19 protein-coding genes and 2 pseudogenes are annotated in these 25,353 nt (G+C 63.8%); 20 read left to right on the top strand and 1 reads right to left on the bottom strand.

Annotated features, from left to right (window positions below; all coding sequences use genetic code 11):
- The first annotated feature begins 232 nt into the window (after nt 1-232).
- From paaF to paaZ, 15 genes and pseudogenes are all read left to right on the top strand, one after another.
- Complete coding sequence (paaF, locus tag EJA05_RS13305; RefSeq protein WP_125858584.1) at nt 233-1,006, top strand: 2,3-dehydroadipyl-CoA hydratase PaaF; 774 nt, start codon at nt 233-235, stop codon at nt 1,004-1,006.
- A gap of 32 nt (nt 1,007-1,038) precedes the next feature.
- Nucleotides 1,039-1,833, top strand: coding sequence for a 2-(1,2-epoxy-1,2-dihydrophenyl)acetyl-CoA isomerase PaaG (gene paaG / locus EJA05_RS13300; RefSeq protein ID WP_110993838.1), 795 nt, complete (start codon nt 1,039-1,041; stop codon nt 1,831-1,833).
- A gap of 2 nt (nt 1,834-1,835) precedes the next feature.
- Nucleotides 1,836-3,353, top strand: coding sequence for a 3-hydroxyacyl-CoA dehydrogenase PaaH (gene paaH / locus EJA05_RS13295; protein ID WP_125858583.1), 1,518 nt, complete (start codon nt 1,836-1,838; stop codon nt 3,351-3,353).
- Complete coding sequence (gene paaI / locus EJA05_RS13290) at nt 3,346-3,795, top strand: hydroxyphenylacetyl-CoA thioesterase PaaI (RefSeq protein ID WP_394366655.1); 450 nt, start codon at nt 3,346-3,348, stop codon at nt 3,793-3,795. The genes paaH and paaI overlap by 8 nt, the downstream gene beginning before the upstream one ends.
- The gene (gene pcaF, locus EJA05_RS13285; protein WP_125858582.1) at nt 3,788-5,008 is read left to right on the top strand and encodes a 3-oxoadipyl-CoA thiolase; all 1,221 of its coding nucleotides are present in this window, start codon (nt 3,788-3,790) and stop codon (nt 5,006-5,008) included. The genes paaI and pcaF overlap by 8 nt, the downstream gene beginning before the upstream one ends.
- 94 nt (nt 5,009-5,102) lie before the next feature.
- Nucleotides 5,103-6,422 (top strand): phenylacetate--CoA ligase PaaK, encoded by a 1,320-nt coding sequence (gene paaK / locus EJA05_RS13280; RefSeq protein ID WP_110993880.1) that lies wholly within the window; start codon nt 5,103-5,105, stop codon nt 6,420-6,422.
- A 267-nt stretch (nt 6,423-6,689) separates the two neighbouring features.
- Nucleotides 6,690-7,679, top strand: coding sequence for a 1,2-phenylacetyl-CoA epoxidase subunit PaaA (paaA, locus tag EJA05_RS13275; RefSeq protein WP_125858581.1), 990 nt, complete (start codon nt 6,690-6,692; stop codon nt 7,677-7,679).
- A 26-nt stretch (nt 7,680-7,705) separates the two neighbouring features.
- Nucleotides 7,706-7,987, top strand: coding sequence for a 1,2-phenylacetyl-CoA epoxidase subunit PaaB (paaB, locus tag EJA05_RS13270; RefSeq protein WP_023631078.1), 282 nt, complete (start codon nt 7,706-7,708; stop codon nt 7,985-7,987).
- A gap of 8 nt (nt 7,988-7,995) precedes the next feature.
- On the top strand, nt 7,996-8,754 hold the full coding sequence (gene paaC / locus EJA05_RS13265; RefSeq protein WP_125858580.1) for a 1,2-phenylacetyl-CoA epoxidase subunit PaaC: 759 nt from the start codon (nt 7,996-7,998) through the stop codon (nt 8,752-8,754).
- On the top strand, nt 8,741-9,265 hold the full coding sequence (paaD, locus tag EJA05_RS13260) for a 1,2-phenylacetyl-CoA epoxidase subunit PaaD (protein ID WP_125858579.1): 525 nt from the start codon (nt 8,741-8,743) through the stop codon (nt 9,263-9,265). Before paaC ends, paaD begins: the two co-directional genes overlap by 14 nt.
- A gap of 15 nt (nt 9,266-9,280) precedes the next feature.
- Nucleotides 9,281-10,357: a 1,2-phenylacetyl-CoA epoxidase subunit PaaE gene (gene paaE / locus EJA05_RS13255; protein WP_125858578.1), complete on the top strand. Its 1,077-nt coding sequence runs from the start codon at nt 9,281-9,283 to the stop codon at nt 10,355-10,357.
- Nucleotides 10,358-10,557: 200 nt separating this feature from the next.
- Nucleotides 10,558-10,866, top strand: a complete 309-nt coding sequence (locus EJA05_RS13250) for a DUF485 domain-containing protein (RefSeq protein ID WP_125858577.1) — start codon at nt 10,558-10,560, stop codon at nt 10,864-10,866.
- Nucleotides 10,857-12,425, top strand: a pseudogene (locus EJA05_RS13245) (cation acetate symporter); the annotation flags it as partial. The gene EJA05_RS13250 and the pseudogene EJA05_RS13245, both read left to right, overlap by 10 nt.
- Nucleotides 12,426-12,461: 36 nt before the next feature.
- Nucleotides 12,462-13,694 (top strand): OprD family porin, encoded by a 1,233-nt coding sequence (locus EJA05_RS13240; RefSeq protein WP_125858576.1) that lies wholly within the window; start codon nt 12,462-12,464, stop codon nt 13,692-13,694.
- A gap of 37 nt (nt 13,695-13,731) precedes the next feature.
- Entirely contained in the window at nt 13,732-15,786 is a 2,055-nt protein-coding gene (gene paaZ, locus EJA05_RS13235) for a phenylacetic acid degradation bifunctional protein PaaZ (protein WP_125858575.1), read from the top strand.
- A gap of 142 nt (nt 15,787-15,928) precedes the next feature.
- On the opposite strand, the gene EJA05_RS13230 is transcribed toward paaZ, so the two are convergent.
- Nucleotides 15,929-16,480 (bottom strand): ATP-dependent Clp protease proteolytic subunit, encoded by a 552-nt coding sequence (locus tag EJA05_RS13230; RefSeq protein ID WP_125858574.1) that lies wholly within the window; start codon nt 16,478-16,480, stop codon nt 15,929-15,931.
- A gap of 221 nt (nt 16,481-16,701) precedes the next feature.
- Between EJA05_RS13230 and EJA05_RS13225 the strand changes: the two are divergent.
- The 5 genes and pseudogenes from EJA05_RS13225 to EJA05_RS13205 all read left to right on the top strand — a co-directional run.
- A pseudogene (locus EJA05_RS13225) lies at nt 16,702-17,433 on the top strand (UPF0104 family protein); the annotation flags it as partial.
- 418 nt (nt 17,434-17,851) lie between these two features.
- Complete coding sequence (locus EJA05_RS13220; RefSeq protein WP_125858573.1) at nt 17,852-19,777, top strand: hypothetical protein; 1,926 nt, start codon at nt 17,852-17,854, stop codon at nt 19,775-19,777.
- A 466-nt stretch (nt 19,778-20,243) separates the two neighbouring features.
- Nucleotides 20,244-22,355, top strand: coding sequence for a hypothetical protein (locus tag EJA05_RS13215; RefSeq protein WP_125858572.1), 2,112 nt, complete (start codon nt 20,244-20,246; stop codon nt 22,353-22,355).
- 20 nt (nt 22,356-22,375) lie between these two features.
- On the top strand, nt 22,376-22,948 hold the full coding sequence (locus EJA05_RS13210; RefSeq protein WP_125858571.1) for a hypothetical protein: 573 nt from the start codon (nt 22,376-22,378) through the stop codon (nt 22,946-22,948).
- A complete protein-coding gene (locus tag EJA05_RS13205; protein WP_190306062.1) occupies nt 22,945-25,317 on the top strand; it encodes an RHS repeat-associated core domain-containing protein in 2,373 nt (790 codons plus the stop codon). Before EJA05_RS13210 ends, EJA05_RS13205 begins: the two co-directional genes overlap by 4 nt.
- Nucleotides 25,318-25,353 lie beyond the last annotated feature (36 nt).

Below are 25,353 nucleotides of genomic sequence, written 5' to 3'. Positions count from 1 at the left end.
AAGCAGCTTCCAAAAGGCCTAATCACCAGCTTTCAGGCTCTATTCTCTGTGAGGGCCGGCTTGTCGGCGATGCACCGAGCGAGCGAGGCCAAGAACATAATTAGATACATACATTCAATTTATATGTTGCATTGCGGTATCGCTTTGAATCTATACTTGCCCCAGCACCGCCAACAACTCCAAGAAAAAGCCAGCTCAAGCTGGCGCCGAACGTGCAGCCTGAGGTACCACCATGCCAAGCAACCTCCTTGTGCAGCCCCCAGCGGACGGCGTCCGTCTGATCACGCTGCACCGCCCACAAGCCCTCAACGCCTTGAACACCGAGCTGCTGGCCGAGCTAGCCGCCGAACTCGACGCCGCAGAACGCGACGAACACACCCGCGCCGTGATCGTCACCGGCAGCCGCAAGGCCTTCGCCGCCGGCGCCGATGTCAACGAAATGGCCGAGCGCGACCTGGTCGGTATTCTCAACGACCCCCGCGTATCCCACTGGCAGCGCATCGCCGCCTTCGCCAAGCCACTGATCGCCGCCGTCAACGGCTACGCCCTGGGTGGCGGCTGCGAACTGGTGATGTGCGCCGATATCGTCATTGCCGGCAGCGATGCACGGTTCGGCCAACCCGAAATCAACCTCGGCATCATCCCCGGCGCCGGCGGTACCCAGCGCCTGCTGCGCGCAGTGGGCAAGCCGCTGGCCATGCAGATGGTGCTCAGCGGCGAGGCCATCGACGCCCGCCACGCCTTGCAGGCCGGCCTGGCCAGCGAAGTCACCGAGCCTGAACTGACGGTCGAGCGCGCCCTGCAGGTGGCCCGCGCCATCGCCGCCAAGGCGCCGCTGGCCGTGCGCCTGGCCAAGGAGGCGCTGCTCAAGGCCCAGGACACCGACCTGGCCACCGGCCTGCGCTTCGAGCGCCACGCTTTCACCCTGCTGGCCGGCACTGCCGACCGCAATGAAGGCATCCGCGCCTTCCAGGAAAAACGCCCGGCCCGCTTCCTCGGCCAGTGACCCCTCCCCTCCACCGACGGAGCGCTTCCAGCATGCCTTTCCAGCACATCCTGTTTTCCATCGACGACGACGGCGTCGCCCTGCTCAGCCTCAACCGGCCCGAGCAACTGAACAGCTTCAACAGCGCCATGCACCTGGAAGTGCGCGAAGCCCTCAAGCAAGTGCGCCAGAGCGAACACGCCCGGGTACTGCTGCTGACCGGAGAAGGCCGCGGCTTCTGCGCAGGCCAGGACCTGTCCGATCGCAATGTCGCCCCCGGCGCCGAGATGCCCGACCTGGGCGAATCCATCGAAAAGTTCTACAACCCCCTGGTGCGCAGCCTGCGCGACCTGCCGCTGCCGGTGATCTGTGCCGTCAATGGCGTGGCCGCCGGCGCCGGCGCCAACCTGCCGCTGGCCTGCGACCTGGTGCTGGCAGCGCGTTCGGCCAGCTTCATCCAGGCGTTCTGCAAGATCGGCCTGGTTCCCGACTCCGGCGGCACCTGGCTGCTGCCGCGCCTGGTCGGCATGGCCCGGGCCAAGGCGCTGGCATTGCTCGGCGAGCGCCTGAGCGCCGAACAGGCCGAACAGTGGGGGCTGATCTATCGGGTGGTCGACGATGCCGCCCTGCGTGACGAGGCCCTGACCCTGGCCCGCCAGCTGGCGACCCAGCCCACCTACGGCCTGGCCCTGATCAAGCGCGCACTGAACCAGAGCTACGACAACCGTTTTGACCAGCAGCTGGAGCTGGAGCGCGACCTGCAGCGCCTGGCCGGGCGCAGCGAGGACTACCGCGAAGGCGTCAGCGCCTTCATGAACAAGCGCGCCCCCGCGTTCAAGGGGCGTTGATCATGGCTGCACTCGACCGCAACACGCTGGTGGCAGTCATTGGTGCCGGTGCCATGGGCGCCGGGATTGCCCAGGTAGCCGCCCAGGCCGGCCACCCGGTTCGCCTCTACGACAACCGCCCAGGCGCCGCCGCGCAAGCCGTTGAAGGCATCGACCGGCAGCTCGGCCGCCTGGTGGAAAAAGGCAAGCTGCCAGCCGCCGAGCATGCAGCCATCAGCGCCCGCCTGCAGCCTGTGGAAACCCTCGATGCGCTCGCACCAGCGCGCCTGGTCATCGAAGCCATCGTCGAGAACCTGTCGATCAAACAAGGCCTGCTGCACCAGCTCGAAGCCGTGTGTGGCGAGGACTGCATCCTCGCCAGCAACACCTCGTCGCTGTCGATCACCAGCCTGGCCGCCGGCCTGAAGCGCCCACAGCAAGTGATCGGCATGCACTTCTTCAACCCGGCGCCGTTGATGGCCCTGGTGGAAATTGTCTCAGGCCTGGCCAGCGATCCCGCCGTCGCCGCCACCTTGTATGAAACGGCCAAGGCCTGGGGCAAGGAGCCGGTGCACACGCAATCTACGCCGGGCTTCATCGTCAATCGCGTGGCACGCCCTTTCTATGCCGAAAGCCTGCGCCTGCTGCAGGAGGGCGCCGCCGACTGTGCCACTCTCGACGCCCTGCTGCGTGAGGCTGGTGGTTTTCGCATGGGCGCTTTCGAGCTCACCGACCTGATCGGGCATGACGTCAACTACGCCGTGACCTGCTCAGTGTTCGAGGCCTTCTATGGCGACTTGCGCTTCCAGCCGTCGCTGGTGCAGAAGGCGCTGGTGGATGCCGGGCGCCTGGGGCGCAAGTCCGGGCAGGGCTTCTATAGCTATGCCGAGGGCGCCCAAAGGCCGCAACCGCTCACCCTGGCCAGCCAGGCGAATGTGGATTGCTGCGTGGCAGAGGGCGACCTTGGCGTGCTGCGCACCCTGGTGGAGCGCTTGCGCGGCGCAGGTATCAGCGTGACCGAACGCGCAGGCGCAGGCTTGCTGCGGGTCGGCGACGCCACCCTGGCGCTTTCCGACGGTCGCCTGGCCAGTCAGCGTGCCCGCGAGGACGGCCTGAGCAACCTGGTCCTGCTCGATCTGGCCCAGGACTATGCCAGCGCTACACGCCTTGCCATCAGTCACGCCGCCAACTGCACCGCCGAGGCTCGCGACCAGGCGATCGCCTTGCTGCGCAGCGCCGGGCTCGAGGTCAGCGCCGTTGCCGACCTGCCCGGCCTGGTGGTGCTGCGCACCGTCGCCATGCTCGCCAACGAAGCGGCCGACGCCGTGCTGCAAGGGGTTGGCACGCCGCAAGACATCGACCTGGCCATGCGCGCCGGGGTCAATTACCCCCGTGGCCCGCTGGCCTGGGCCGACAGCCTCGGTGTCGGCTACACCCTGCGCGTGCTCGACAACCTGCAACGCAGCTACGGCGAGGAACGCTACCGCCCTTCTCTGCTGCTACGCCGCACCCACGCCCAAGGAGGCCGCCTGCATGCCTGATCTGTCCCCCCAAGCCCTGGCGCGTGCCTGCGCCGAGGCCATGTTCGCCCGCGACGCGGCCAGCCAAGGCCTGGGCATCGAACTGCTCGACGCCGGCCCCGGCAGTGCGCGCCTGGCCATGAGCGTGCGCGCCGACATGATCCAGGGCCACGGCACCTGCCATGGCGGCTTTCTGTTTGCCCTTGCCGACTCGGCCTTTGCCTTCGCCTGCAACAGCCATGACGAAGCCACCGTGGCCTTGGGTTGCAGCATCGACTACATCGCGCCGGCCAAACGTGGCGACCAGCTCGTCGCCAGCGCGACCGAACTGAGCCGCAAAGGCCGCACCGGCAACTACGACGTGCGCATCGAAAACCAGCATGGCGAGCTGATCGCCCTGTTCCACGGCAAATCCTACAAGGTGCGCGGCAGCGTGCTGGCACCGGAGAACACCCATGACTGACACCCGCCAGCCCTACGCACTGATCATCGATGCTGTGCGCACCCCCATTGGCCGCTACGGCGGCGCCCTGTCCGGCGTGCGCCCCGATGACCTGGCCGCGGTACCGCTCAAGGCGCTGATGGCGCGCCACCCAGAACTGGACTGGAGCCAGGTTGACGATGTGATCCTCGGCTGCGCCAACCAGGCCGGCGAAGACAACCGCAACGTCGCGCGCATGGCCAGCCTGCTGGCCGGGTTGCCGATCAGCGTGCCCGGCACCACCCTCAACCGCCTGTGCGGCTCGGGCCTGGACGCCATCGGCAATGCCGCCCGCGCCCTGCGTTGCGGCGAAGCCGGGCTGATGCTGGCCGGCGGGGTCGAGTCGATGTCGCGGGCGCCGTTCGTGATGGGCAAATCCGAGCAGGCCTTCGGCCGTAGCGCCGAGCTGTACGACACCACCATCGGCTGGCGATTCGTCAACAAACTGATGCAAGCGCAATACGGCATCTACTCGATGCCCGAGACCGCCGAGAACGTTGCCGAACAGTTCGGCATCAGCCGTGCGGACCAGGACGCCTTTGCCCTGCGCAGCCAGCACAAAGCCGCCGCCGCCCAGGCCAGCGGGCGCATGGCCGAGGAGATCGTGCCGGTCGAGATCCCTCAGCGCAAAGGCCCGGCCAAATCCATCGAGCACGACGAACACCCCCGTGGCGACACCACCCTTGAGCAACTGGCGCGCCTGGGTACGCCGTTCCGCGAGGGCGGCAGCGTCACCGCCGGCAATGCCTCCGGGGTCAACGACGGCGCCTGCGCGCTGCTGCTGGCCAGCCCCGAGGCCGCCCGCCGGCACAACCTCAAGGCCCGCGGCCGGGTACTGGGGCTGGCGGTGGCCGGGGTCGAACCGCGCATCATGGGCATCGGGCCAGTGCCGGCGACCCGCAAGGTGCTGGAGCTGACCGGGCTGGCGCTGGCCGACATGGACGTCATCGAACTCAACGAAGCCTTCGCCGCCCAGGGCCTGGCCGTGTTGCGCGAACTGGGCCTGGCCGACGACGACCCTCGGGTCAACCCCAATGGCGGCGCCATCGCCCTGGGCCACCCGCTGGGCATGAGCGGTGCGCGGCTGGTCACCACCGCTCTGCACCAGCTTGAACACAGCGGTGGCCGCTACGCCCTGTGCACCATGTGCATCGGCGTGGGCCAAGGCATCGCCCTGGTAATCGAGCGCCTCTGATCAGCCGCCCAGAGACGCAATGCAACGCGGGCAGTATGCTGCCCCCATGACACTCAGGGCCCCGGCCCACGACAAGAACAATTCGAGTGAAACCATGAACCACTACGCCAAAGCCGAACGCGCCCTGCTCGACCCGATGGAAACCGCCAGCCTCGACGCGCTGCGCCAGCACCAGCTGGAGCGCCTGCGTTGGAGCCTGCTGCACGCCTACCAGAACGTTCCTTTGTACCGCCAGCGTTTCGACGCCTGCGGCGCCCACCCGGACGACCTGCACACACTGGACGACCTGGCCAAGTTCCCCTTCACCGGCAAGAACGACCTGCGCGACAACTACCCCTACGGCATGTTCGCCGTGCCCCAGGACCAGGTGGTGCGCCTGCATGCGTCCAGCGGCACCACCGGCAAGCCGACCGTGGTCGGCTATACCCAGAACGACATCGACACCTGGGCCAACGTGGTGGCGCGCTCGATCCGCGCCGCTGGCGGGCGCAAGGGCGACAAGGTGCATGTCTCCTACGGCTACGGCCTGTTCACCGGCGGCCTCGGCGCCCACTACGGCGCCGAGCGCCTGGGCTGCACGGTGATCCCCATGTCTGGTGGCCAGACTGAAAAGCAGGTGCAGCTGATCCGCGACTTCCAGCCCGACATCATCATGGTCACGCCGTCGTACATGCTCAACCTGGCCGACGAGATCGAGCGCCAGGGCATTGCCCCCGACGACCTCAAGCTGCGCCTGGGCATCTTCGGCGCCGAGCCCTGGACCGATGAACTGCGCCGCTCCATCGAGCAGCGCCTGGGCATCGACGCCCTGGACATCTATGGCCTGTCGGAAATCATGGGCCCGGGCGTTGCCATGGAGTGCATCGAGACCAAGGACGGCCCGACCATCTGGGAAGACCACTTCTACCCCGAGATCATCGACCCGGTGACCGGCGCCGTGCTGCCGGACGGCCAGCTCGGCGAGCTGGTGTTCACCTCGTTGAGCAAGGAGGCGCTGCCGATGGTGCGCTACCGCACCCGCGACCTCACCCGCCTGCTGCCTGGCACCGCCCGGCCGATGCGGCGCATCGGCAAGATCACCGGGCGCAGCGACGACATGCTGATCATCCGCGGGGTCAACGTGTTCCCCACGCAGATCGAAGAGCAGGTGCTGAAAATAAAACAGCTTTCAGAGCTGTATGAGATTCATCTGTATCGCAACGGCAACCTCGACAGCGTCGAGGTGCATGTGGAATTGCGCGCTGACAGCCAGTACCTGGATGAAGGTCAGCGCAAGCAGGTGGTGGGTGAGCTGGCGAAACAGATCAAGACCTATATCGGCATCAGCACCCAGGTGCACCTGCAGCCGTGCGGGGCGCTGAAGCGTTCCGAGGGCAAGGCTTGCCACGTGTACGACAAGCGTTTGGCCAGCTGACTCGGCAGCTGCCCCTAGAGCCCCGGCATGGTCCGGGGCTTTTTTTCGCCATAAAAACGCCATCGCGGGGCAAGCCCGCTCCCACAGGTTTGGATTGGCATCCAGCTTCTTGGGGCAATCCATGGCGTGGGAGCGGGCTTGCCCCGCGATCTGATTCCAATGCGATACACAAATCTTATTTGATACATCAAATACTGTTTGATGTTGTGTTTTGTATCGCTTATAAATACCCCACGCCCCAAGCCGCCCACCACCGGGAGCCCGAACATGTACGCACAGCTCGTAGAAACCGGCGTCAAACGCCTCAAGTCGCTGGAAGAGATGTCGCCTGAAGAGCGCGCCTTCCAGGAAAAGATCGACGCCGAGATAAAGATCGAAGCCAAGAACTGGATGCCCGACGCCTACCGCCAGACCCTTATCCGCCAGATTTCCCAGCACGCCCACTCCGAGATCGTCGGCATGCTCCCCGAGGGCAATTGGGTCACCCGCGCCCCGTCGCTCAAGCGCAAGCTGCAGTTGATGGCCAAGATCCAGGACGAAGCCGGCCACGGCCTGTACCTGTACAGCGCCATGGAAACCCTCGGCGCCGACCGCGACGAAGAGATCGCCAAGCTGCACAGCGGCAAGGCCAAATACTCGAGCATCTTCAACTACCCCACCCTCAGCTGGGCCGACATGGGCGCGGTGGGCTGGCTGGTGGACGGCGCCGCGATCGTCAACCAGGTGGTGCTGCAGCGCACCTCCTACGGCCCCTACTCCCGCGCCATGGTGCGCATCTGCAAGGAAGAGAGCTTCCACCAGCGCCAGGGCTACGAGCTGCTGCTGACCATGATGCGCCACGGCACCCAGGCCCAGCGCGACATGGTCCAGGACGCCATCAAACGCTTGTGGTGGCCGGCACTGATGATGTTCGGCCCCAGCGACGAACACTCGCCCAACAGCGCCCAGTCGATGGCCTGGAAGATCAAGCGCCAGACCAACGACGAACTGCGCCAGCGCTTCATCGACCAGACCGTGCCGCAGCTGGAGCTGCTTGGCTGCACCGCCCCCGACCCTGAACTCAAGTGGAACGCCGAACGCGGTCATTACGACTTCGGGGAAATCCAGTGGGACGAGTTCTACGAAGTGATCAAGGGCAACGGCCCGTGCAACCAGGAACGCGTCGCCACCCGCCGCAAGGCCATCGAAGACGGCGCCTGGGTACGCGAGGCCGCCGTGGCCTACGCACGCAAACAACAGAACAAGAACGCCGCCTGAAGCGGCCATCGATGCGGAGATCGAGCATGTCTGACTGGACCCTCTACGAAGTATTCGTGCGCAGCAAGCACGGCCTGAACCACAAGCACGTCGGCAGCGTGCATGCCGCCGACGCCGCCATGGCCATCGAGAACGCCCGCGAGCTGTACACCCGCCGCAGCGAGGGCGTGAGCCTGTGGGTGGTGCCCTCGGCGCTGATCACCGCCTCCTCGCCCGACGAGAAAGACCCTCTGTTCGCCCCGGCGGACGACAAGGTCTACCGCCACGCCAGCTTCTACGAGCTGCCCGCCGAAGTCGGACACATGTGAGGCCCGCCATGCACAAGCAAGCACTCATCCAATACCTGCTGCTGCTCGGCGACAGCGCCCTGGTCCAGGGCCAGCGCCTGTGCGAATGGTGCGGCAAGGCCCCGGCGCTGGAAGAAGAACTGGCGCTGATGAACGTCGGCCTCGACCTGGTGGGCCAGGCGCGCAACTGGCTGGACTACGCCGCTGAACTGGCCGATGACGGCCGCGATGCCGATGCCCTGGCGTACCGCCGCGACGAGCGCGCCTATCGCAACCTGCTGCTGGTCGAGCAACCCAACGGCGACTACGCCGTCACTATGCTCAAGCAGTTCCTTTACGACGCCTGGCACCACGCCACCCTTGAAGGGCTGACGGCCTCCAGCGATGAACGCATCGCTGGCATCGCCGCCAAGGCCCTGAAAGAAGTCACCTATCACCTGCGCCGCTCCGGCGAATGGGTGCAACGCCTGGGTGGCGGCACTGAAGAGAGCCGCCGACGCATGCTCGAAGCCATACCGGCACTGTGGCGCTTCACGGTCGAATTGAGCGTCGCCAACGATGGCGAAGTCCAGCTGGCCCAGGCCGGTATCGCCGCCGACCCGGCACACATCGCCCAGCACTGGCTGAACACCGTCACGGCCATTTTCGCCTCGGTCGACCTGCCCCTGCCCAAGGCCGCCAGCCACTTCTACCTGGACGGGCGCCAGGGCCTGCACACCGAACACCTCGGCCTGCTACTGGCCGAAATGCAGTTCCTGCCGCGAGCCTACCCCGATGCAACCTGGTGAACTGATCGCCGGCGATCGCGGCGCCCGGGCCCAGCAGCACGGTGACCTGGCCCATGCCTGGGCGGTGCTGGCCGAGGTGATGGACCCGGAAGTGCCAGTGGTCAGCGTGGTCGACTTGGGGATCGTGCGCGACCTCGACTGGCGCGCCGGCCACCTGCACCTGGTGGTCACCCCGACCTACTCCGGCTGCCCGGCCACCGAGGTGATCGAGGGCGACATCCGCCAGGCCCTGGAGCAGGCCGGCTTCGCCGAGCCCGCACTTGAGCGCCGGCTGATGCCGGCCTGGAGCACCGACTGGATCAGTGCGCAAGGCCGTGAGCGCCTGCGCGCCTATGGCATCGCCCCACCCGCGGGCAGCGCCAGCCTGCGCGGCAGCACGCCCAACGTGTGCTGCCCGCAGTGCGGCAGCGCCCATACCGAACTGCTCAGCCAGTTCGGCTCCACCGCCTGCAAGGCGCTGTACCGCTGCCGCGCGTGCCTGGAGCCGTTCGACTATTTCAAATGCCTTTGAGCCGTGGAGAACGCCATGAGCCCGTTTCACAGCCTGACCATCAAGCAAGTGCGCCAGGAAACCCGCGACGCGGTGTCCATCGCCTTCGACGTGCCCGCACATCTGCAGGAAGCGTTCCGTTTCACCCAGGGCCAGTACCTGGTCATGCGCACCCATCTCGATGACGAGGAAGTGCGCCGCTCCTATTCAATCTGCAGCGCCGTGCAGGATGGCGAGCTGCGCGTGGCGGTCAAGCGCGTGCCCGGCGGGCGCTTCTCGGCTTTCGCCAACGAAGTGCTCAAGGCGGGCCAGCAACTGGAGGTGATGCCGCCATCGGGCAACTTCTTCGTGCCGTTGGACCCATCGCGCCACGGTCATTACCTGGGCGTCGCCGCCGGCAGTGGCATCACCCCGATCCTCTCGCTGGTCGCCACCACGCTGGCCAGCGAGCCGCACAGCCGTTTCACCCTGCTGTACGGCAACCGCGCCAGCAACAGCGCGCTGTTCCGCGACCGCCTGGAAGACCTGAAGAACCAATACCTGGACCGCCTCAACCTGATCTTCGTGTTCAGCCGCGAGCAACAGGACGTCGACCTGTACAACGGCCGCATCGACGCCGACAAGTGCGGCCAGCTGTTCTCCCGCTGGCTGGATGTGAAGCAGCTCGACGCCGCGTTCATCTGCGGCCCCCAGGCCATGACCGAGACCGTGCGCGACAGCCTGCGGGCCAACGGCATGGACAACGCGCGCATCCACTACGAACTGTTCGCCGCCGCCGGCAGCGAAGCCCGTCGCGAAGCCCGCGAGGCGGCGCGTGAGCTGGATTCGGCGGTCAGCCATGTGACGGTGATCAGCGATGGCCGCGCCCTGGCCTTCGACCTGCCGCGCAACACCCGCAGCGTGCTCGATGCCGGCAACGCCATCGGCGCCGAGCTGCCCTACTCGTGCAAGGCCGGGGTGTGCTCGACCTGCAAGTGCAAGGTGATCGAGGGCGAGGTGGAGATGGACAGCAACCATGCCCTGGAAGACTACGAAGTGGCCGCCGGCTACGTGCTGTCGTGCCAGACCTACCCCTTGAGCGACAAGGTGGTGCTCGATTTCGACCAGCTTTGACACCGCGTTGCCTGCTTGGCGGGTAAACCCGCTCCCACAGGATTCGTGCTGACCCCGAAGGCACCGAAAGATCAGTGCTGAACCTGAAGGCACCGACAAACCTGTGGGAGCGGGTTTACCCGCGAAGAACCCAACACCGATACCCGCAACCCCCGCGTGACCTGAAAAAACAATTACAACAGCCAGAGAGAACGCCAGCCATGACACCCGAACATCTCGAGAGCATCAACAACCATCCCGACTTCCAGCAGTTGATCAAGCGCAAGCGCCGCCTCAACGGCACGCTCACCTCGACCATGCTCGCCGCCTACTACGGCTTCGTCCTGCTGGTGGCCTTCGCCCCCGGCGTGCTCGGCCAGTCCCTCAGCGGCGGGGTGACCAGCGTCGGCATGCTGGTCGGGGTGCTGATGGTGCTGCTGTCATTCGCCCTCACCGGGATCTACACCCATCGCGCCAACACCGTGCTCGACCCGCTCAACGACAAGGTCAAGCAGGAGTGCGCACGATGAACTGGACCGCCATCTCGATGTTCCTGGTGTTCGTCTGCTTCACCCTGCTGGTCACCCGCTGGGCGGCGCTGCGCACCCGCTCGGCCAGTGACTTCTACACCGCCGGCGGTGGCCTCACCGGCATGCAGAACGGCCTGGCGATCGCCGGCGACATGATCAGCGCCGCGTCCTTCCTGGGCATCTCGGCGATGATGTTCATGAACGGCTACGACGGCCTGCTCTACGCCCTGGGCGTACTGGCCGGCTGGCCGATCATCCTGTTCCTGATCGCCGAGCGCCTGCGCAACCTGGGCAAGTACACCTTCGCCGACGTGGTCTCCTACCGCCTGGCCCAGGGCCCGGTGCGCATCACCTCGGCGTTCGGCACCCTGACCGTGGCGCTGCTGTACCTGGTGGCGCAGATGGTCGGCGCCGGCAAGCTGATCGAGCTGCTGTTCGGCATCAGCTACCTGTACGCAGTGATGCTGGTGGGCGTGCTGATGGTGCTGTACGTGACCTTCGGCGGCATGCTCGCCACCACCTGGGTGCAGATCATCAAGGCAGTGATGCTGCTGTCGGGCACCAGCTTCATGGCCTTCATGGTGCTCAAGCACTTCGGTTTCAGCACCGAGGCGATGTTCGCCAGCGCCGTGGCCGTGCATGCCAAGGGCCAGGCGATCATGGCGCCGGGGGCGCTGTTGTCCAATCCGGTGGATGCGATTTCACTGGGCCTGGGGATGATGTTCGGCACTGCCGGGCTGCCGCATATCCTGATGCGCTTCTTCACCGTCAGCGACGCCAAGGAAGCGCGCAAGAGCGTGTTCTACGCCACCGGCTTCATCGGCTACTTCTACCTGCTGCTGATCGTCATCGGCTTTGGCGCCATCGTCATGGTCGGCACCGAACCGTCCTACCGCGATGCCGCAGGCGCGATCATCGGCGGCGGCAACATGGTCGCGGTGCACCTGGCGCAGGCGGTGGGCGGCAACCTGTTCCTCGGCTTCATCTCGGCAGTGGCCTTCGCCACCATCCTGGCCGTGGTTGCCGGCCTGGCATTGTCGGGCGCCTCGGCGGTGTCCCACGACCTGTATGCCTGCGTCATGCGCAAAGGCCAGGCCAGCGAGCAGCAGGAAATGCGCGTGTCGCGTATCGCCACCCTGGTGATCGGCCTGTTCGCGGTGCTGCTGGGCCTGATGTTCGAATCGCAGAACATCGCCTTCCTTTCCGGCCTGGTACTGGCGGTGGCCGCCTCGGTCAATTTCCCGGTGCTGCTGCTGTCGATGTTCTGGAAAGGCCTGACCACCCGCGGTGCGGTGGGCGGCAGCCTGGCCGGGCTGGTCTCGGCGATCGTGCTGGTGGTGCTGGGCCCGGCGGTGTGGGTCAACGTACTGCACAACGAGCACGCACTGTTCCCCTACAGCAACCCGGCGCTGTTCTCCATGTCGCTGGCGTTCCTCGGCGCCTGGGCCTTCTCGGTCACCGACAGCTCGCAACGCGCCGAGGACGAACGTGGCCGCTACCTGGCGCAGTTCATCCGCTCCATGACCGGTATCGGCGCCGCCGGCGCCAGCAAGCACTGACCACAAATAAAAATAAGAACGACGGGGACCACAACAATGAGCCGCACACGCCTCACCTCGGCCGCCTGGCTGGCCACACTCGCCCTGCCCTTGCCGGCCCTGGCGGACTTCATCGGCGACAGCCACGCGCGCGTCGAGCTGCGCAACCACTACATCAACCGCGACTTCCGCCAGGACAACGCGCCGCAGAACAAGGCCGAGGAATGGGGCCAGGGTTTTACCGCTCGCTTCGAGTCGGGCTTTACCGACGGCCCGGTCGGCGTCGGGGTGGATGCCATGGGCCAACTGGGCATCAAGCTCGACTCCAGCCGCGACCGGCGCGGTACCGGCCTGCTGCCGTTCGGCCCCGACAGCAAGGAACCGGTGGACGACTACAGCGAGCTGGGCCTGACCGGCAAGCTGCGGGTGTCCAAGAGCACCCTGCGCCTGGGCACCCTGCAGCCGATCCTGCCGGTGGTGGTGTACAACGACACCCGCCTGCTGGCCTCGACTTTCCAGGGCGGCCTGCTGACCAGCCAGGAGCTGGACGGCCTGACCTTCAACGGCGGGCGCCTGACCAAGGCCAACCTGCGTGATTCTTCCGGGCGCGACGATATCGGCTATGGCGCCGCCACCAGCGATCACTTCGACTTTGGTGGCGGCAGCTACGCCTTCACCCCGCAGACCAGCGTCAGCTACTACTACGCCAAGCTCGAAGAGATCTACCGCCAGCAGTATGTCGGCCTGCTGCACACCCAACCGCTGGCCGAGGGTGTGAGCCTGCGCAGCGACCTGCGCTACTTCGACAGCCGCGGCGATGGCGCCGAGCGCGCCGGGCGCATCGACAACCGCAACTTCAACGCCATGTTCACCCTCGGCGTGAAAGCCCACAAATTCACCGCCACCTGGCAGCAGATGTCCGGCGACAGCGCGTTCCCGTTCCTCAACGGCGGCGATCCGTACACCGTCAACCTGGTCACCTACAACACCTTCACCCGTGCCGGGCTCGACTCCTGGCAGTTGCGCTACGACTACGACTTCGTGGCCATGGGCATCCCCGGGCTGAGCTTCATGACCCGCTACACCGACGGCCGCCATGCCGAGACCGCCACCGTCAGCAATGGCCGCGAGCGTGAACGCGACACCGACATCACCTACGTCATCCAGAGCGGCCCGCTCAAGGACGTCAGCCTGCGCTGGCGCAACGTTACCTTCCGTTCCGGCAATGGCCTGACCAATGCCGTGGACGAGAACCGCCTGATCATCGGCTACACCCTGGCGCTCTGGTAAGCGCGCCCCTGTCTATCAGAACAGCATGGAGAACAGCATGTCCGCCGCCCCTACCCTGCAAAGCTTCATCGCCGGCCGCTGGATCGGTCAGCACGGCGCCCAGGCCCTGCGCAGCGCCCTCGACGGCCACGTCCTGGCCTACAGCCACGAAGAACGCCCGGACTTCGCTGAAGCGCTCGACTTCGCCCGTGCCCAGGGCCTGCAAACCCTGCTGGCCATGGACTTCCAGCAACGCGCCGCGCGCCTCAAAGCTCTGGCGCTGTACCTGGCCGAACGCAAGGAACAGCTCTACGCCCTGTCCCACCACTCAGGCGCCACCCGCGCCGACAGCTGGATCGATATCGAGGGCGGCAATGCAACGCTGTTCGCCTATTCGAGCATGGGCCGCCGCGAGCTGCCGTCGGGCAACCTGGTGCATGAGGGCCCGGCGATCCCCCTGGGCAAGCAAGGCCACTTCGCCGGCAGCCACATCCTGGTGCCACGCACCGGCGTGGCCGTGCACATCAACGCCTTCAACTTCCCGATCTGGGGGATGCTGGAGAAGTTCGCCCCGACCTTCCTCGCCGGCATGCCGTGCATCGTCAAGCCGGCCACCTCCACCAGCTATCTGACCGAAGCCGTGGTGCGCCTGATGAACGAGTCCGGGCTGCTGCCGGCCGGCAGCCTGCAACTGGTGATCGGCAGCACCGGCGATCTGCTCGAACGCCTGCAGGGCCAGGACCTGGTGACCTTCACCGGCTCCGCCGACACCGCCGCCAAGCTGCGCGTCACGCCGAACCTGGTGCGCCATTCGGTGCCGTTCAACGCCGAAGCCGACTCGCTCAACTGCGCCATCCTCGGCCCGGACGTGAGCCCCGACAGCGAAGAATTCGAGCTGTTCATCAAGGAAGTGGCGCGGGAGATGACCACCAAGGCCGGGCAGAAATGCACGGCGATCCGCCGCGCCATCGTCCCCGCCAGGCACATCGACGCCGTGGCCACTCGCCTGCGCGAACGGCTGCGCAAAGTGGTGGTCGGTGATCCGTCGGTCGAGGGCGTGCGCATGGGTGCCCTGGCCTCCCACGAGCAGCAGCGCGATGTCGGTGAGCGCGTACGCATGCTGCTGGACAGCTGCGACCAGCTGCTGGGCGCCAGCGATGGCTTCACCCCGGTGGGTGACGGCGTGGCCGAAGGCGCGTTCTTCGCTCCGACCCTGTTGCTGGCACGCGCCCCGCACGCCGAGGGTGGCGCCCACGATATCGAAGCGTTCGGCCCGGTCAGCACGCTGATGGCCTACGACGACCTCGACGAAGCCCTGGCCCTGGCGGCCCGTGGCAAGGGCAGCCTGGTGGCGACTCTGGTAACCGCCGATCGCAGGGTGGCCGCCAAGGCCATCCCGGCCGCTGCTGCCTGGCACGGGCGCCTGCTGGTGCTCGACAGCGAAGCGGCCAAGGAATCCACCGGCCACGGCTCGCCGCTGCCGCAGCTCAAGCACGGCGGCCCGGGCCGCGCGGGCGGCGGTGAAGAGCTGGGCGGCTTGCGCGCGGTCAAGCACTACCTGCAACGCGCCGCGGTACAGGGTTCGCCGAGCATGCTGATGGCGGTGACCGGCGAATACGTACGCGGCGCCGAGGTGATCGAAACCGAGGTGCACCCGTTCCGCCGCCACTTCGATGACCTGCGCATCGGTGAATCGTTGCTTACCCACCGCCGCACGGTGACCGAGGCCGACCTGGTCAACTTCGGCTGCCTGTCAGGTGATCATTTCTACATGCACTTCGACGAGATCGCGGCGAAGCAGTCGCAGTTCGGCAAGCGCATCGCCCACGGCTATTTCGTGCTGTCGGCGGCGGCCGGGCTGTTCGTTTCGCCAGGTGAAGGGCCGGTGCTGGCCAACTATGGCCTGGATACCCTGCGTTTCATTACGCCGGTGGGGATTGGCGACACCATCCAGGCGCGGTTGACCTGCAAGCGCAAGATTGACCAGGGCAAGACCAGCCCACAGGGGCAACCGCAAGGGGTGGTGGCTTGGGATGTGGAGGTGACCAACCAGGATGGGGAGCTGGTGGCGAGCTATGACATTTTGACGTTGGTGGTGAAGCGGGTGGGTTGATTGGTTTGAGGTTGGGTGAAGGCCACCAGGTGTTCGCCGGTGGTTTTGCAGCGCCTATCAGATCGAGCGCCGCCCGCGCGGCGCTCGATCTTGAGGGCGCTGCAAACCTGTCGCCATGCACCTTATCCAGACAGACGCCAACTCACGCATGCACACTCCACTGCGTGCTGTCCGCTGCCATCGGCAAGTCGTCGATGGCCTGGATCAGCCCGCAGCGCAATGCTTCTTCCGGCCCCAGGATGCGTGGATAAGCCATCAGATAGCGCGGCACATCCAGTGCCTCGCTGGCGCCCTCGGTGCGCTCGACAACAATCTGCTCATACAGCCGCAGGTCGTAGTCCAGGCTCATGGCGTACTCGGCCATGCGCGCATGATCCACCGAGCCGTGCAAGGTCCAGTGGAACGGATGGAACAGGAACTTGCTCAGCGCACAGGCGGTACGGTGGCTGCCGGCAAGGAAGATGATGTTGCCCATCGACTCCACCGTGCCGAGGTTGTGGGTATGCACCGGCACCGGCAGGCTGCGCAGGAAGTTGTACAGGGTGAAGCCATAACTGCACTCCCCACCCATGGTGGCGATGTTCAACTGCAGCAGCTCGGCGCCTTGTTGCAGGGCGCGCGAGCAGGTGTTGATCAGGTTGCCGCAGGTGGACGAGTTGATGGGGCCGGTGTAATGGATGATGTGCCTGGCCATAGGGGGCTCCCGGTCGTTCGGGTTGCTGGGTGGCTGATCCTGCGTGATGTCCCGCTAGCGGTGGAGGCGTAAGGCAAGGGCAAAGTTCCCCATCGCCCCGTTGGTCAATCGTGCTGAACCCTTCGCGTCAGCTGCCGGTCGCTACAGAAGGCACATGACTGCAATGGGAAGCCGCGTGAACAAGACCCTGGCCTCCTCAGGTAGCCGCATCGACACGCACGCACCGGTTACCGGCGCGTCAGGTGCTGCCGGTGGCCTTCGTCTGCTATGCCTTCAACCTCAACTTCACCACCTGGGTCGGCGGCGTGGCCCTGCGCTACCGCCTGTATGGCCGCCTGGGGCTGGATAACCCGACCATCACCCGCATCCTGACGCTGGGGTTGCTGACCAACTGGGTGGGTTACCTGCAGCTGGCCGGCAGCGTGTTTGCCCTGGGGTTCGGCAAGTTGCCAGGCAACTGGGCGGTAGGTGCTGACGGCCTGCGAATGATCGGTGTGCTGATGGTGGCGGTCGCCCTCGCCTACCTGCTGGCCTGCGCTTTTGCCAAACGCCGCACCTGGCACCCGCGCAGCCACGAAATCACTCTGCCCTCGCTGCGCCTGGCGCTGTGCCAGGTGGCACTGGGTGCGGCCAACTGGGCATTGATGGCGGCGCTGATCCGTTGGTTGCTGCCTGGGCATTTGTTTTACCCGGCAGTCCTCGGCGTGTTGCTGATCAGTTGCGTGGCCGGGGTGGTGGCGCATGTGCCCGCCGGGCTCGGGGTGCTGGAAACGGTGTTCCTGACCCTGCTACACGGCCAGCTCGGCCAGGGCAGCCTGGTGGCGGCGCTACTTGGCTACCGCACCCTGTACTACCTGATTCCCTTGCTGCTAGCGGTGCTCACTTACCTGGTGCTGGAAAAACGCGCCAGGCAACTGCGGGCGAGTGGCGATGCGGCAAAACCAGAGCCTTGATCAGCGGTGAAAAACAAGCGTGGACTGCGCCAAGGATCTTTCTGCCCTGGCGTCATTGAAGTTTCTTGTATGAAGTGCTTACGCCAGTAAAAGGCCTGGTTGCCCGCGGCTGAGATGCCTTCGGAGTGGGCGACCTGTCATTTTTGTCAGGTGCGCCGCCACGCATCGACTCCTATGATCGGATCACTCTTGGTTTACATCCGGAGTTGGCCATGCGTGCACTTGTCAACGAGCCTGCTCATTGGCTCAGTACCTTCAAGATTGAACGGGGTGCTGGCAGTTGTGTTCCTGTGGGGGGCGTTTGCCAGTGTCGGCAACACCGGGTAGTGAGGCCAGATCACCGGGCAATGTTACCCACTGTTTTCTCTTGTAGGATTCTTTACCCTGTCTTTACCGCATAAACCAATGGAGACAGTCCATGAGCATACAACTTGAGAGCATCGACGATTGGCTGAGTAAGTTCATTATCGAAGTGACTTCGGGTAGCGAAGGCGCCTACAACAATGGCAATCAGCAAATCATGATCACTCTGATGGTCGAGCCGAAAGAGGGAGAGATAGTCACAGAAGAAGAGTTAAAAAGCCTGCTGCCGACAGTCCGGCAGGCCGATGGAACATTCAAAGCACTCGACAGGTTTGACGATACCCTGCCGTGGGGTTGGAATCACGAACATGACGCACGCTTCGATTTTTTGAGTGGGCAGTACCCTGCGCAGAACAGCAACCCGTTGAGCAAGGTCTTCTACATCCACACCCGCGCCACGGGTGGCAGCACGATCACACTGCATGCTCAGATCACCCGTGATGGCCAGACCTATTTCACGGAAGATGGCTTCGAGTCCAGCATTACCTTGCGCTCCGTGGTCAGGCCCACTTACACCTACCCTGCGGATTACGGGTTCACTCGCACATTCGCGTCGGGTGATTGGGAGCAAGGCTCACGATTTATCCACGAACACAACCTGTCGTTGAACACCGGGCGATTCGTCGAAGCCTCTCTGATGTCCGCCGACGATACTCCAGCGTCCACCGATGGCATGCTGCGTTGGCAGCGCCGCGTGGATCAGGACCCCTATGCCTCCAATGTCGGTTTTGCCCTGCCGGGTAATCGCCAGGTGAAGTACCACGCCAGCTATAAACCAGAATCCGGGTTCGCTGGACGTAGGGTCAAGGACGTAGTGACCCCCAATATGGATTCAATTGTGGTGGTGGTGCAGGGCGATGACAATATTCCGTACATCGGCAACCCACAGCTCTATGACCGCCCTTGCCATCTGCGCGCACTGGATAACAACGGCAACGTTCATAGGATCAGGATGAGCTTCAAGGAAGACGAGGACACGGCGCTCAAGCGAAGAACTCATCTGGCACCGAGCGTCATCGTTCAGTCTGGGCATGCGGGGGAAGTGAGCGATTTTGCCGACCTCAAGCGTTTCCAGGTCAAGGCGTATGAAAACCCAGCCGATAACATCATTTGCCCGCTCTACAAAAACGGCTACCAGCAGGCGTATATCTGTGTGCTACTGGAACCTGTGAATGAAAATGGCGAGCGTGTGGTGATTACCGACAGCATCAAGAACGCCATTAGCTTGTACAACTACGATACCGGAGAACCCCTCAGCACAGCTTATACCGTGTCCAAGGAGCGTAGCGCCAACGACAAGCGCTTCGATCGACATCCACAAGTGCAGGGCCAGGCAGTCAATACAGAAGATGACGCCGAGCCAAACAAAGCCAAATTCTGGATAAAAACCACCACGGGTGGCCGAGTGAGGATTGCCGCACGGCTGACTCACAAGAGCAAAACTTATCACACCCGTGACAATAGCCTGCCGCCAGGTGGAGCAGTGACCAGTGGGGCCTCCAACAGTTCGGTAACGCTGGATCCACGTGCCCAGGATTACTTCTACAACGGCGCCGCGGGTTTTGATATTTCGCGCTTTGACATCACAGGCACTAAAGATATTGATGAATACCAGATTCGATTCCGTTCGGCGCAACATAGAATTGTTCATTCAACCCCCACTTCCGACAATCTGTTCACCCTTGCAAAAGGACACGATTTTTATTCAACCAATGGGCTTTGGTATTTCGCAGTCGGTCCTCAGCGAACCGTAAAAGTTGCACCCTTTGGCGCTAACTGGCCAGAACCGGAGGAGAGCCGCATTACGATCAATAGAGTGCAGGGTACTGCCTACGCTGCGCGTGTAACGGTAAGGGGCCATCCTGCGAACCCGCGCATTGGCGATAAATTGGTCTACTATATAGACCAATTTGGTAACACCCACAGTGTCACACTGGTCGCGAACAGGGCCGAAAACGGCAACACGATAGAACTCGGCTAGCAACGGAATAAGTATCGCCCGTCTTTCTGACATATTAAAGTGCAAGCCCCTCTCACTGAGCGGCTTGCACTTTGTCGTGTCTCCCTATCTGGTTTTGTCGCGCCCACCTCATTTGACGCCGATGTTGCATCTGCACTACCTATGACTATTCTCCTGGGTTCACCAGAATATCCTCACAGCGCCGAAACCTCAGAATAAAATATTGTTTACCTGCAGCGACGAGTTAATGGCCGCAACATTTAGCTCATCGCAAAGGCAGCGTACAAGGTACGCATAAAATCATCTAACCAATACAACAAGGCAGCCCTCAACACGCAATAAAAGCCCTGATTTACGTTAACTAATGGTAGAGGCCCTGGCATTGTCAAAGCCCCAACCCTACCACCTTTTGATAACGGGGTGACTGATCGCATGGCGCACCAGCGGCAACGATTGCTCACACCCTTTGTTTTACAGAAGAGAACAAATGTCTGACCCCATCAATGAAACGTCCCAAATAGCTGAAGTGCCCCTCAACACGGGCGGCATCCACACACAGGCCAACAACTTCCTCTCGGCCATGCAATCAGCGGTCGACCCGCGAACGGGCCAGTTCAACCTGGTCTTCAACATTGAGCTGGGCATTGCCAATGACCTTGGCGGCCCTTCCCTGCCCTTCACCCTGGCGTTCAGCAGCCTGGGTTCGCATCGCAACCAGGGCTTTGGCCTGGGCTGGTCGCTGCTGTACAGCGAACTGTCACTGGCACAAGGCGCCCAGGCTCTGCGCCTTGGCACGGGCGAACAGTACGCAGTGCAAGCCGTCGTGGACGGCGAGGTGACGTTCCGCGACTACAAGCTGCAATCACTGCGGGCAGTGCGTACCGATGATGGCAGTTATCGGATCGCTCACAAGGACGGCCGTATCGAGATCCTCAAGCGGGTCAATAACAGCGGTGCCTATGTGCTGCATGAACTGCGCAGCGATGCAGGCCGCCGGCTGCACCTGAAGTGGAGCTCGGCCAACGGTGTCAACCACCTCAGGGAGATCACCGACGACAACCAATGCGTACTGGCTCGGATCGATCGCAGCGGTACTTCACCTAAGTTGTTGCTTGCACCGGGTACTGCCGATGAAGCGGTATACGTCTTCGGTCAAGCGAACAACCGCCTGGCGAGCTTGCACCTGCCTGAAATCGCGGCGCCCTTTACCTTCAGCTATGAGGCTATAGATGTCGGCAACGGCCAGTCGCTGCTATTCCCCAAGAATGTCAGCGGCCCGCTCGGAGCCACCGACACGCTGTTCTGGAGCAAAACCGCTGCGAGCTCGCATCGCTTGCCCAACGGCGCGCCGATCGGTTTCCTGCCACGTGTGCTGCGCTGGGAGCATACCGACAGTGAGGCGGCAGGCACGTTGTCGTATAGCTACACCTGGAATGGTGTCTACAACTACCTCGGCTATGGCAGCCAGCTGGGCTTCCAATGGGAGTCGGGCCGCGACAACCTCTACAGGCTGCGTGAGCGCTACGAGTATTCCGTCACCGAAACCCTGACCAACTCGAGCGGCTCGATCCAACAGACCGTACAGCGTCACTGGGACCGCCACCACCTGCAAACCCTCGAGCGCCGCCGCTCGGGCGACCATGAAACCCGTGTCGACACCAGCTACCACGTCGACTACGACAAATCCTGGGAAGAACAAGCAGCGTTCTGCCAGTTGCCGCGCCAGGTGACCACCACCTTCATCGAATGGCAGGGCAATACCGTCAAACGTGAACGCAGCGAGGTCACCACTTCCACCTTCGACCGCTATGGCAACCCGCTCGAGTCGGTCCAGGCCAATGGCGTGATCGAGTTCAACGAGTACTACCCGATCGAAGGCGAGCCCGGCAGCGCGCCTGACGATGCCCTGGGCATGGTGCGCCGCGTGAAACTGCGCAGGGTTACCCCACCCAAATCGGCGCGCGGCGCTGCGCCGGTCATGGTCACCCGCTACACCTATGCTGCGTTGCCTTCGTTGATACCAGGCGACCCTGCTTTGCAACTGGTCGAGCGCGAGCAACTGGAAGACGAAACTGCCGGGACCGTGATCGAAAGCACCTGCAACACCTACATCGATACGGTTGGCCAGCACTACGCCCGCTTGGCCAGCGCCACCAAGACCGTGGCGGGGCAGCCGATCACCACTCGCCATAGCTACAGCATCGAGCCCGTGAATGGCGTGGCGACGCTGCTGACCACCACCGTTATCGAAGGTGACGAGACGGATCAAACCCAGCACATGCGCACCAGCACCGCCCGTTCATTGACCAGCGGCCAGACCCTGCGCGAGACCAGTGCCGCTGGCGTGCATACCGACCACGCCTACGACAGGCTCGGACGTGTGGTACGCAGCATTATCGCCAGCGGCACCGAGTATGAAGTGACCCGCACCGCCAGCTACCACCTCAGCGACACTTTCGTCATGCAGCATGTGCCCCGCGCATACCGGGTAGCAACGGCTGCGTCTCTCTCAAGGCCAGCGTCGGCCTTGAAGAACGCGACGCCACAGGTCAGCGCAAGCGCAGCTGGCTCGACGGCGCCGGCCGTACGGTACGGGTAGAGCTCGAAGACCTCGATCACGTGGCTGCACCTTTTCGCTGCATGAGCAGCATCGAGCATGACGCCCTGGGGCGAGAGGTTTCACGCAGCGATACAGACTGGGCAACCGACGGCCAACCGCTGCTCAGCCTGACCAGCACCACCACCTACGACCATTGGGGCAATGTCGCGCAGGTAACTGCGGGCAATGGTGTGACCACGCATACCCTGCACGACCCGATCGCCCAGACCGAGCAACGGTGGCAATCCGCCCAGGGCAAGGCAGGCAGCCTGGAGGTCGTGCACAAGAACCTCAGCGGCAGCCCAGTGAAGACCGAACTCTTTGACGACGGTGATGGCGACCCCGGCAAGCGGCGATTGGTGCGGACAATCTATCAACTTCGCGATGGGTTGGACCGTGTCATCGAACAGAGCGTCGTACCCGCCGTCGGCATGGGGAGCAGCACCCACACCACTTACGACGCTTTCTCTCGTGTCGTCGAGCGCCTCGAAGTCGGCGACTCACAGGCCCGCAAGACCCTATGGACCTACGCCCCGCACAGCAACAGCGAGCACCCTGCATCGGTGGCCTTGCAAACCGTGGAGAACCCATGATGAACAACTATGCACAACCCGTGACCGTAGGTCGCCAGCAGTTCGATGGCCTCGGCCGCCCTCTGAACATCGAATGCGGTGGCCGCACCACTGAATATCACTATGCCGCCGGCCAGCTGCCGCCCACCCACAACATCCTGGCTGATGGCAAGCGTGTGGATTTCCGTTATCTCAAAGCGTTGGAGAACCTGGTCGAACAGATTATCCCTGCGGGTGAAAGCGCCCATGGCTTCAGCTATGACCACAAGCTGGGTACCACCAACTCGGCCAGTGGCCCGCTTGGCGTACAGCAGATGACCTTCACCGCTGCCGGCAAGCCGCAGACCGACACCTGGACGGTCGATGGCCAGGAACATGTCACCACCTGGCGCTACAGCCTCGGCGGCCTGCAGCTTGGCTTCGAAGACGCCGCCGGTGTGGACCACCAGCGTGCGTTCGACAGCGCCGGCCGTCTGCAACGGATCATCGTCGGCAGCGTCACCAGCGAGATCGGCTACGACGCCTTCTCCCGCCCGCACACCTACACCACCCGTGACACGGTCAGCGGTACCCGCCTGACCCAGACCCTGACCTATGATGGCCTTGGCCGTGAGCATACCCGTACTTATGACGCCGTGGTCGAGGGCCAGTCCAGCCGCAAGGTACAAACGCTGACCTACACCGACCTCGACCAGCTCAAGAGCCGCCGCTGGGACGACGGCTCGGTACAGGGTGAGGAGCGCTTCACCTATGATCGCCACGGCCGCTTGAACACCTACGAGGCCGACCCCGCGGTGGCGCCGAAGGATCCCTTCGGTAACCTGGTGGTCAAGCAGGTGTTCCGCCTGGATGCACTGGATTGCTATATCGACGTGGTCTCGACCTTCGCCGACAACAGCAGCGATACCGCGACCTTCGAGTACGAAAACAGCAGCGACCCAACCCAGGTCACCCGCATTGCTCATACCCATGCCAGCTGGCCGAGGCAGATCGACCTGGCCTATGACGCTCGCGGCCGCCTCGAGCGTGACAGCCTGGGCCGCGTGCTGACCTGGGATGGGCAGGACCGCCTGCAGAGCGTCAGCTACCAGGGCCAGACTTGCACTTATGGTTATGACCCGGCTGGCAATTTGTGCGACCGCAGGGTCGATGGCCAGCTTAGCCGCAGCTTCCACAGCGCCAACAGCCTCACCCACGAACTGCGCGGGGAAGAACAATTGCGCCTGATCGGCGATGCTGGCCAGCTGTTCGCGGTCGACCGATTGGCCGCCGGTGTTCACCGGGCCACTCTGCTCGGCTGCGATGCCCAGGGCAGTGTGCGGCTGGAAGCCGATGAGGAACTGCGCCAGTACCATTACACAGCCCACGGGGCCGATGCGGGCCCATCGCAGAGTTCCGCCAGCTCGTTCGGGTTTGCAGGTGAGCGCCGTGAGCCACTGACTGGCTGGTACATCGCGGCAGGTTACCGGCCCTATGACCCGGTGCTGATGACTTTCCTTGCGCCTGATAGCGCCAGCCCCTTCGGGCGGGGCGGTCTCAACCCCTATGGTTATTGCGGTGGGGACCCGGTCAACCGCTTCGATCCGGATGGGCATGATTGGAAGAAATGGCTGGGGTTCGGGCTTGCCGCGCTGGCGTTGGTGGCGACCATTGTCCCCATCGCAGGGCCTATCATCAGTGCAGGCCTGATGGCCGGCTTCTCCACCGCGTTTGGCGCCGGGCTCACAGCCGGCATGATAGCCGGAACTACAGCTGCTACCACCGCGGCTAGCACCGGGCTCGCAGCCGGCATTGTAGCCGGAGCTACAGCTGCTGCCACCGCCACGCTCGCATCCGTGAGTACAATCAGCGGCGCGCTCGCCGTTACAGGGGCAGTCCTCAGCACGATCAGCCTTGCGACGGGAGTAGTCTCCTATTCACTGCTGACAAAGGACCCTGACTCGAAAGCTGGGAAGATTCTTGGCGAGATACAGTTCTACTCAAGCATCGCAGCTTCGATAGTGGGCGTTGCCAAGGGCGGACACAGCATCAAGAGTATGCCCGAGTCACCCATCCCGGGCACTTCACCTGCTCCGTTGGCCGACAGCGGCGCAGCAGGCTTGTCCGATACCTACAAAGCCAATGGTACGCGTCAGCCGACCGCAACGACGGGCATGGAGGATCGTACTCGTAGGTCCTTTGACAGCATACGCGCTATCTCGGGTGCAGTAGAAGGTAGTGAGATAGGGCCTCGCAGCAGTCAATCCGAGCGTGTCGCACTGCCAGTCATCCACGACCCACAAATGGGTACTTCGCATACCGTGCGTGACACTTTCAAGGGCTCAATCGAAGATAAGCGTCATGCTCAAAAGAGTGATACTGCCCAACAAAATGCTCGTCGACAGCACTGACGAAGCAGCTCATCACTAGATTTGAGCAGCTAGGTA

The sequence above is a fragment of the Pseudomonas oryziphila genome (genome assembly GCF_003940825.1).
GTDB lineage: Bacteria > Pseudomonadota > Gammaproteobacteria > Pseudomonadales > Pseudomonadaceae > Aquipseudomonas > Aquipseudomonas sichuanensis.
The sequence above is the reverse complement of the archived record's forward strand: the minus strand, read 5'-3'. Positions and strand labels throughout refer to the sequence as shown.

Bases quoted from the DNA above. Each gene is read 5' to 3' on its own strand.
- paaK (WP_110993880.1), top strand. From the start codon at position 5,103: ATGAACCACTACGCCAAAGCCGAACGCGCCCTGCTCGACCCGATGGAA.
- paaD (WP_125858579.1), top strand. From the start codon at position 8,741: ATGCAACCTGGTGAACTGATCGCCGGCGATCGCGGCGCCCGGGCCCAG.
- EJA05_RS13215 (WP_125858572.1), top strand. From the start codon at position 20,244: ATGTCTGACCCCATCAATGAAACGTCCCAAATAGCTGAAGTGCCCCTC.
- EJA05_RS13230 (WP_125858574.1), bottom strand. From the start codon at position 16,480: ATGGCCAGGCACATCATCCATTACACCGGCCCCATCAACTCGTCCACC.
- paaZ (WP_125858575.1), top strand. From the start codon at position 13,732: ATGTCCGCCGCCCCTACCCTGCAAAGCTTCATCGCCGGCCGCTGGATC.
- paaC (WP_125858580.1), top strand. From the start codon at position 7,996: ATGCACAAGCAAGCACTCATCCAATACCTGCTGCTGCTCGGCGACAGC.
- paaB (WP_023631078.1), top strand. From the start codon at position 7,706: ATGTCTGACTGGACCCTCTACGAAGTATTCGTGCGCAGCAAGCACGGC.
- EJA05_RS13250 (WP_125858577.1), top strand. From the start codon at position 10,558: ATGACACCCGAACATCTCGAGAGCATCAACAACCATCCCGACTTCCAG.
- EJA05_RS13240 (WP_125858576.1), top strand. From the start codon at position 12,462: ATGAGCCGCACACGCCTCACCTCGGCCGCCTGGCTGGCCACACTCGCC.
- paaE (WP_125858578.1), top strand. From the start codon at position 9,281: ATGAGCCCGTTTCACAGCCTGACCATCAAGCAAGTGCGCCAGGAAACC.
- paaA (WP_125858581.1), top strand. From the start codon at position 6,690: ATGTACGCACAGCTCGTAGAAACCGGCGTCAAACGCCTCAAGTCGCTG.
- EJA05_RS13220 (WP_125858573.1), top strand. From the start codon at position 17,852: ATGAGCATACAACTTGAGAGCATCGACGATTGGCTGAGTAAGTTCATT.
- paaG (WP_110993838.1), top strand. From the start codon at position 1,039: ATGCCTTTCCAGCACATCCTGTTTTCCATCGACGACGACGGCGTCGCC.
- paaH (WP_125858583.1), top strand. From the start codon at position 1,836: ATGGCTGCACTCGACCGCAACACGCTGGTGGCAGTCATTGGTGCCGGT.
- paaF (WP_125858584.1), top strand. From the start codon at position 233: ATGCCAAGCAACCTCCTTGTGCAGCCCCCAGCGGACGGCGTCCGTCTG.
- paaI (WP_394366655.1), top strand. From the start codon at position 3,346: ATGCCTGATCTGTCCCCCCAAGCCCTGGCGCGTGCCTGCGCCGAGGCC.
- pcaF (WP_125858582.1), top strand. From the start codon at position 3,788: ATGACTGACACCCGCCAGCCCTACGCACTGATCATCGATGCTGTGCGC.
- EJA05_RS13205 (WP_190306062.1), top strand. From the start codon at position 22,945: ATGATGAACAACTATGCACAACCCGTGACCGTAGGTCGCCAGCAGTTC.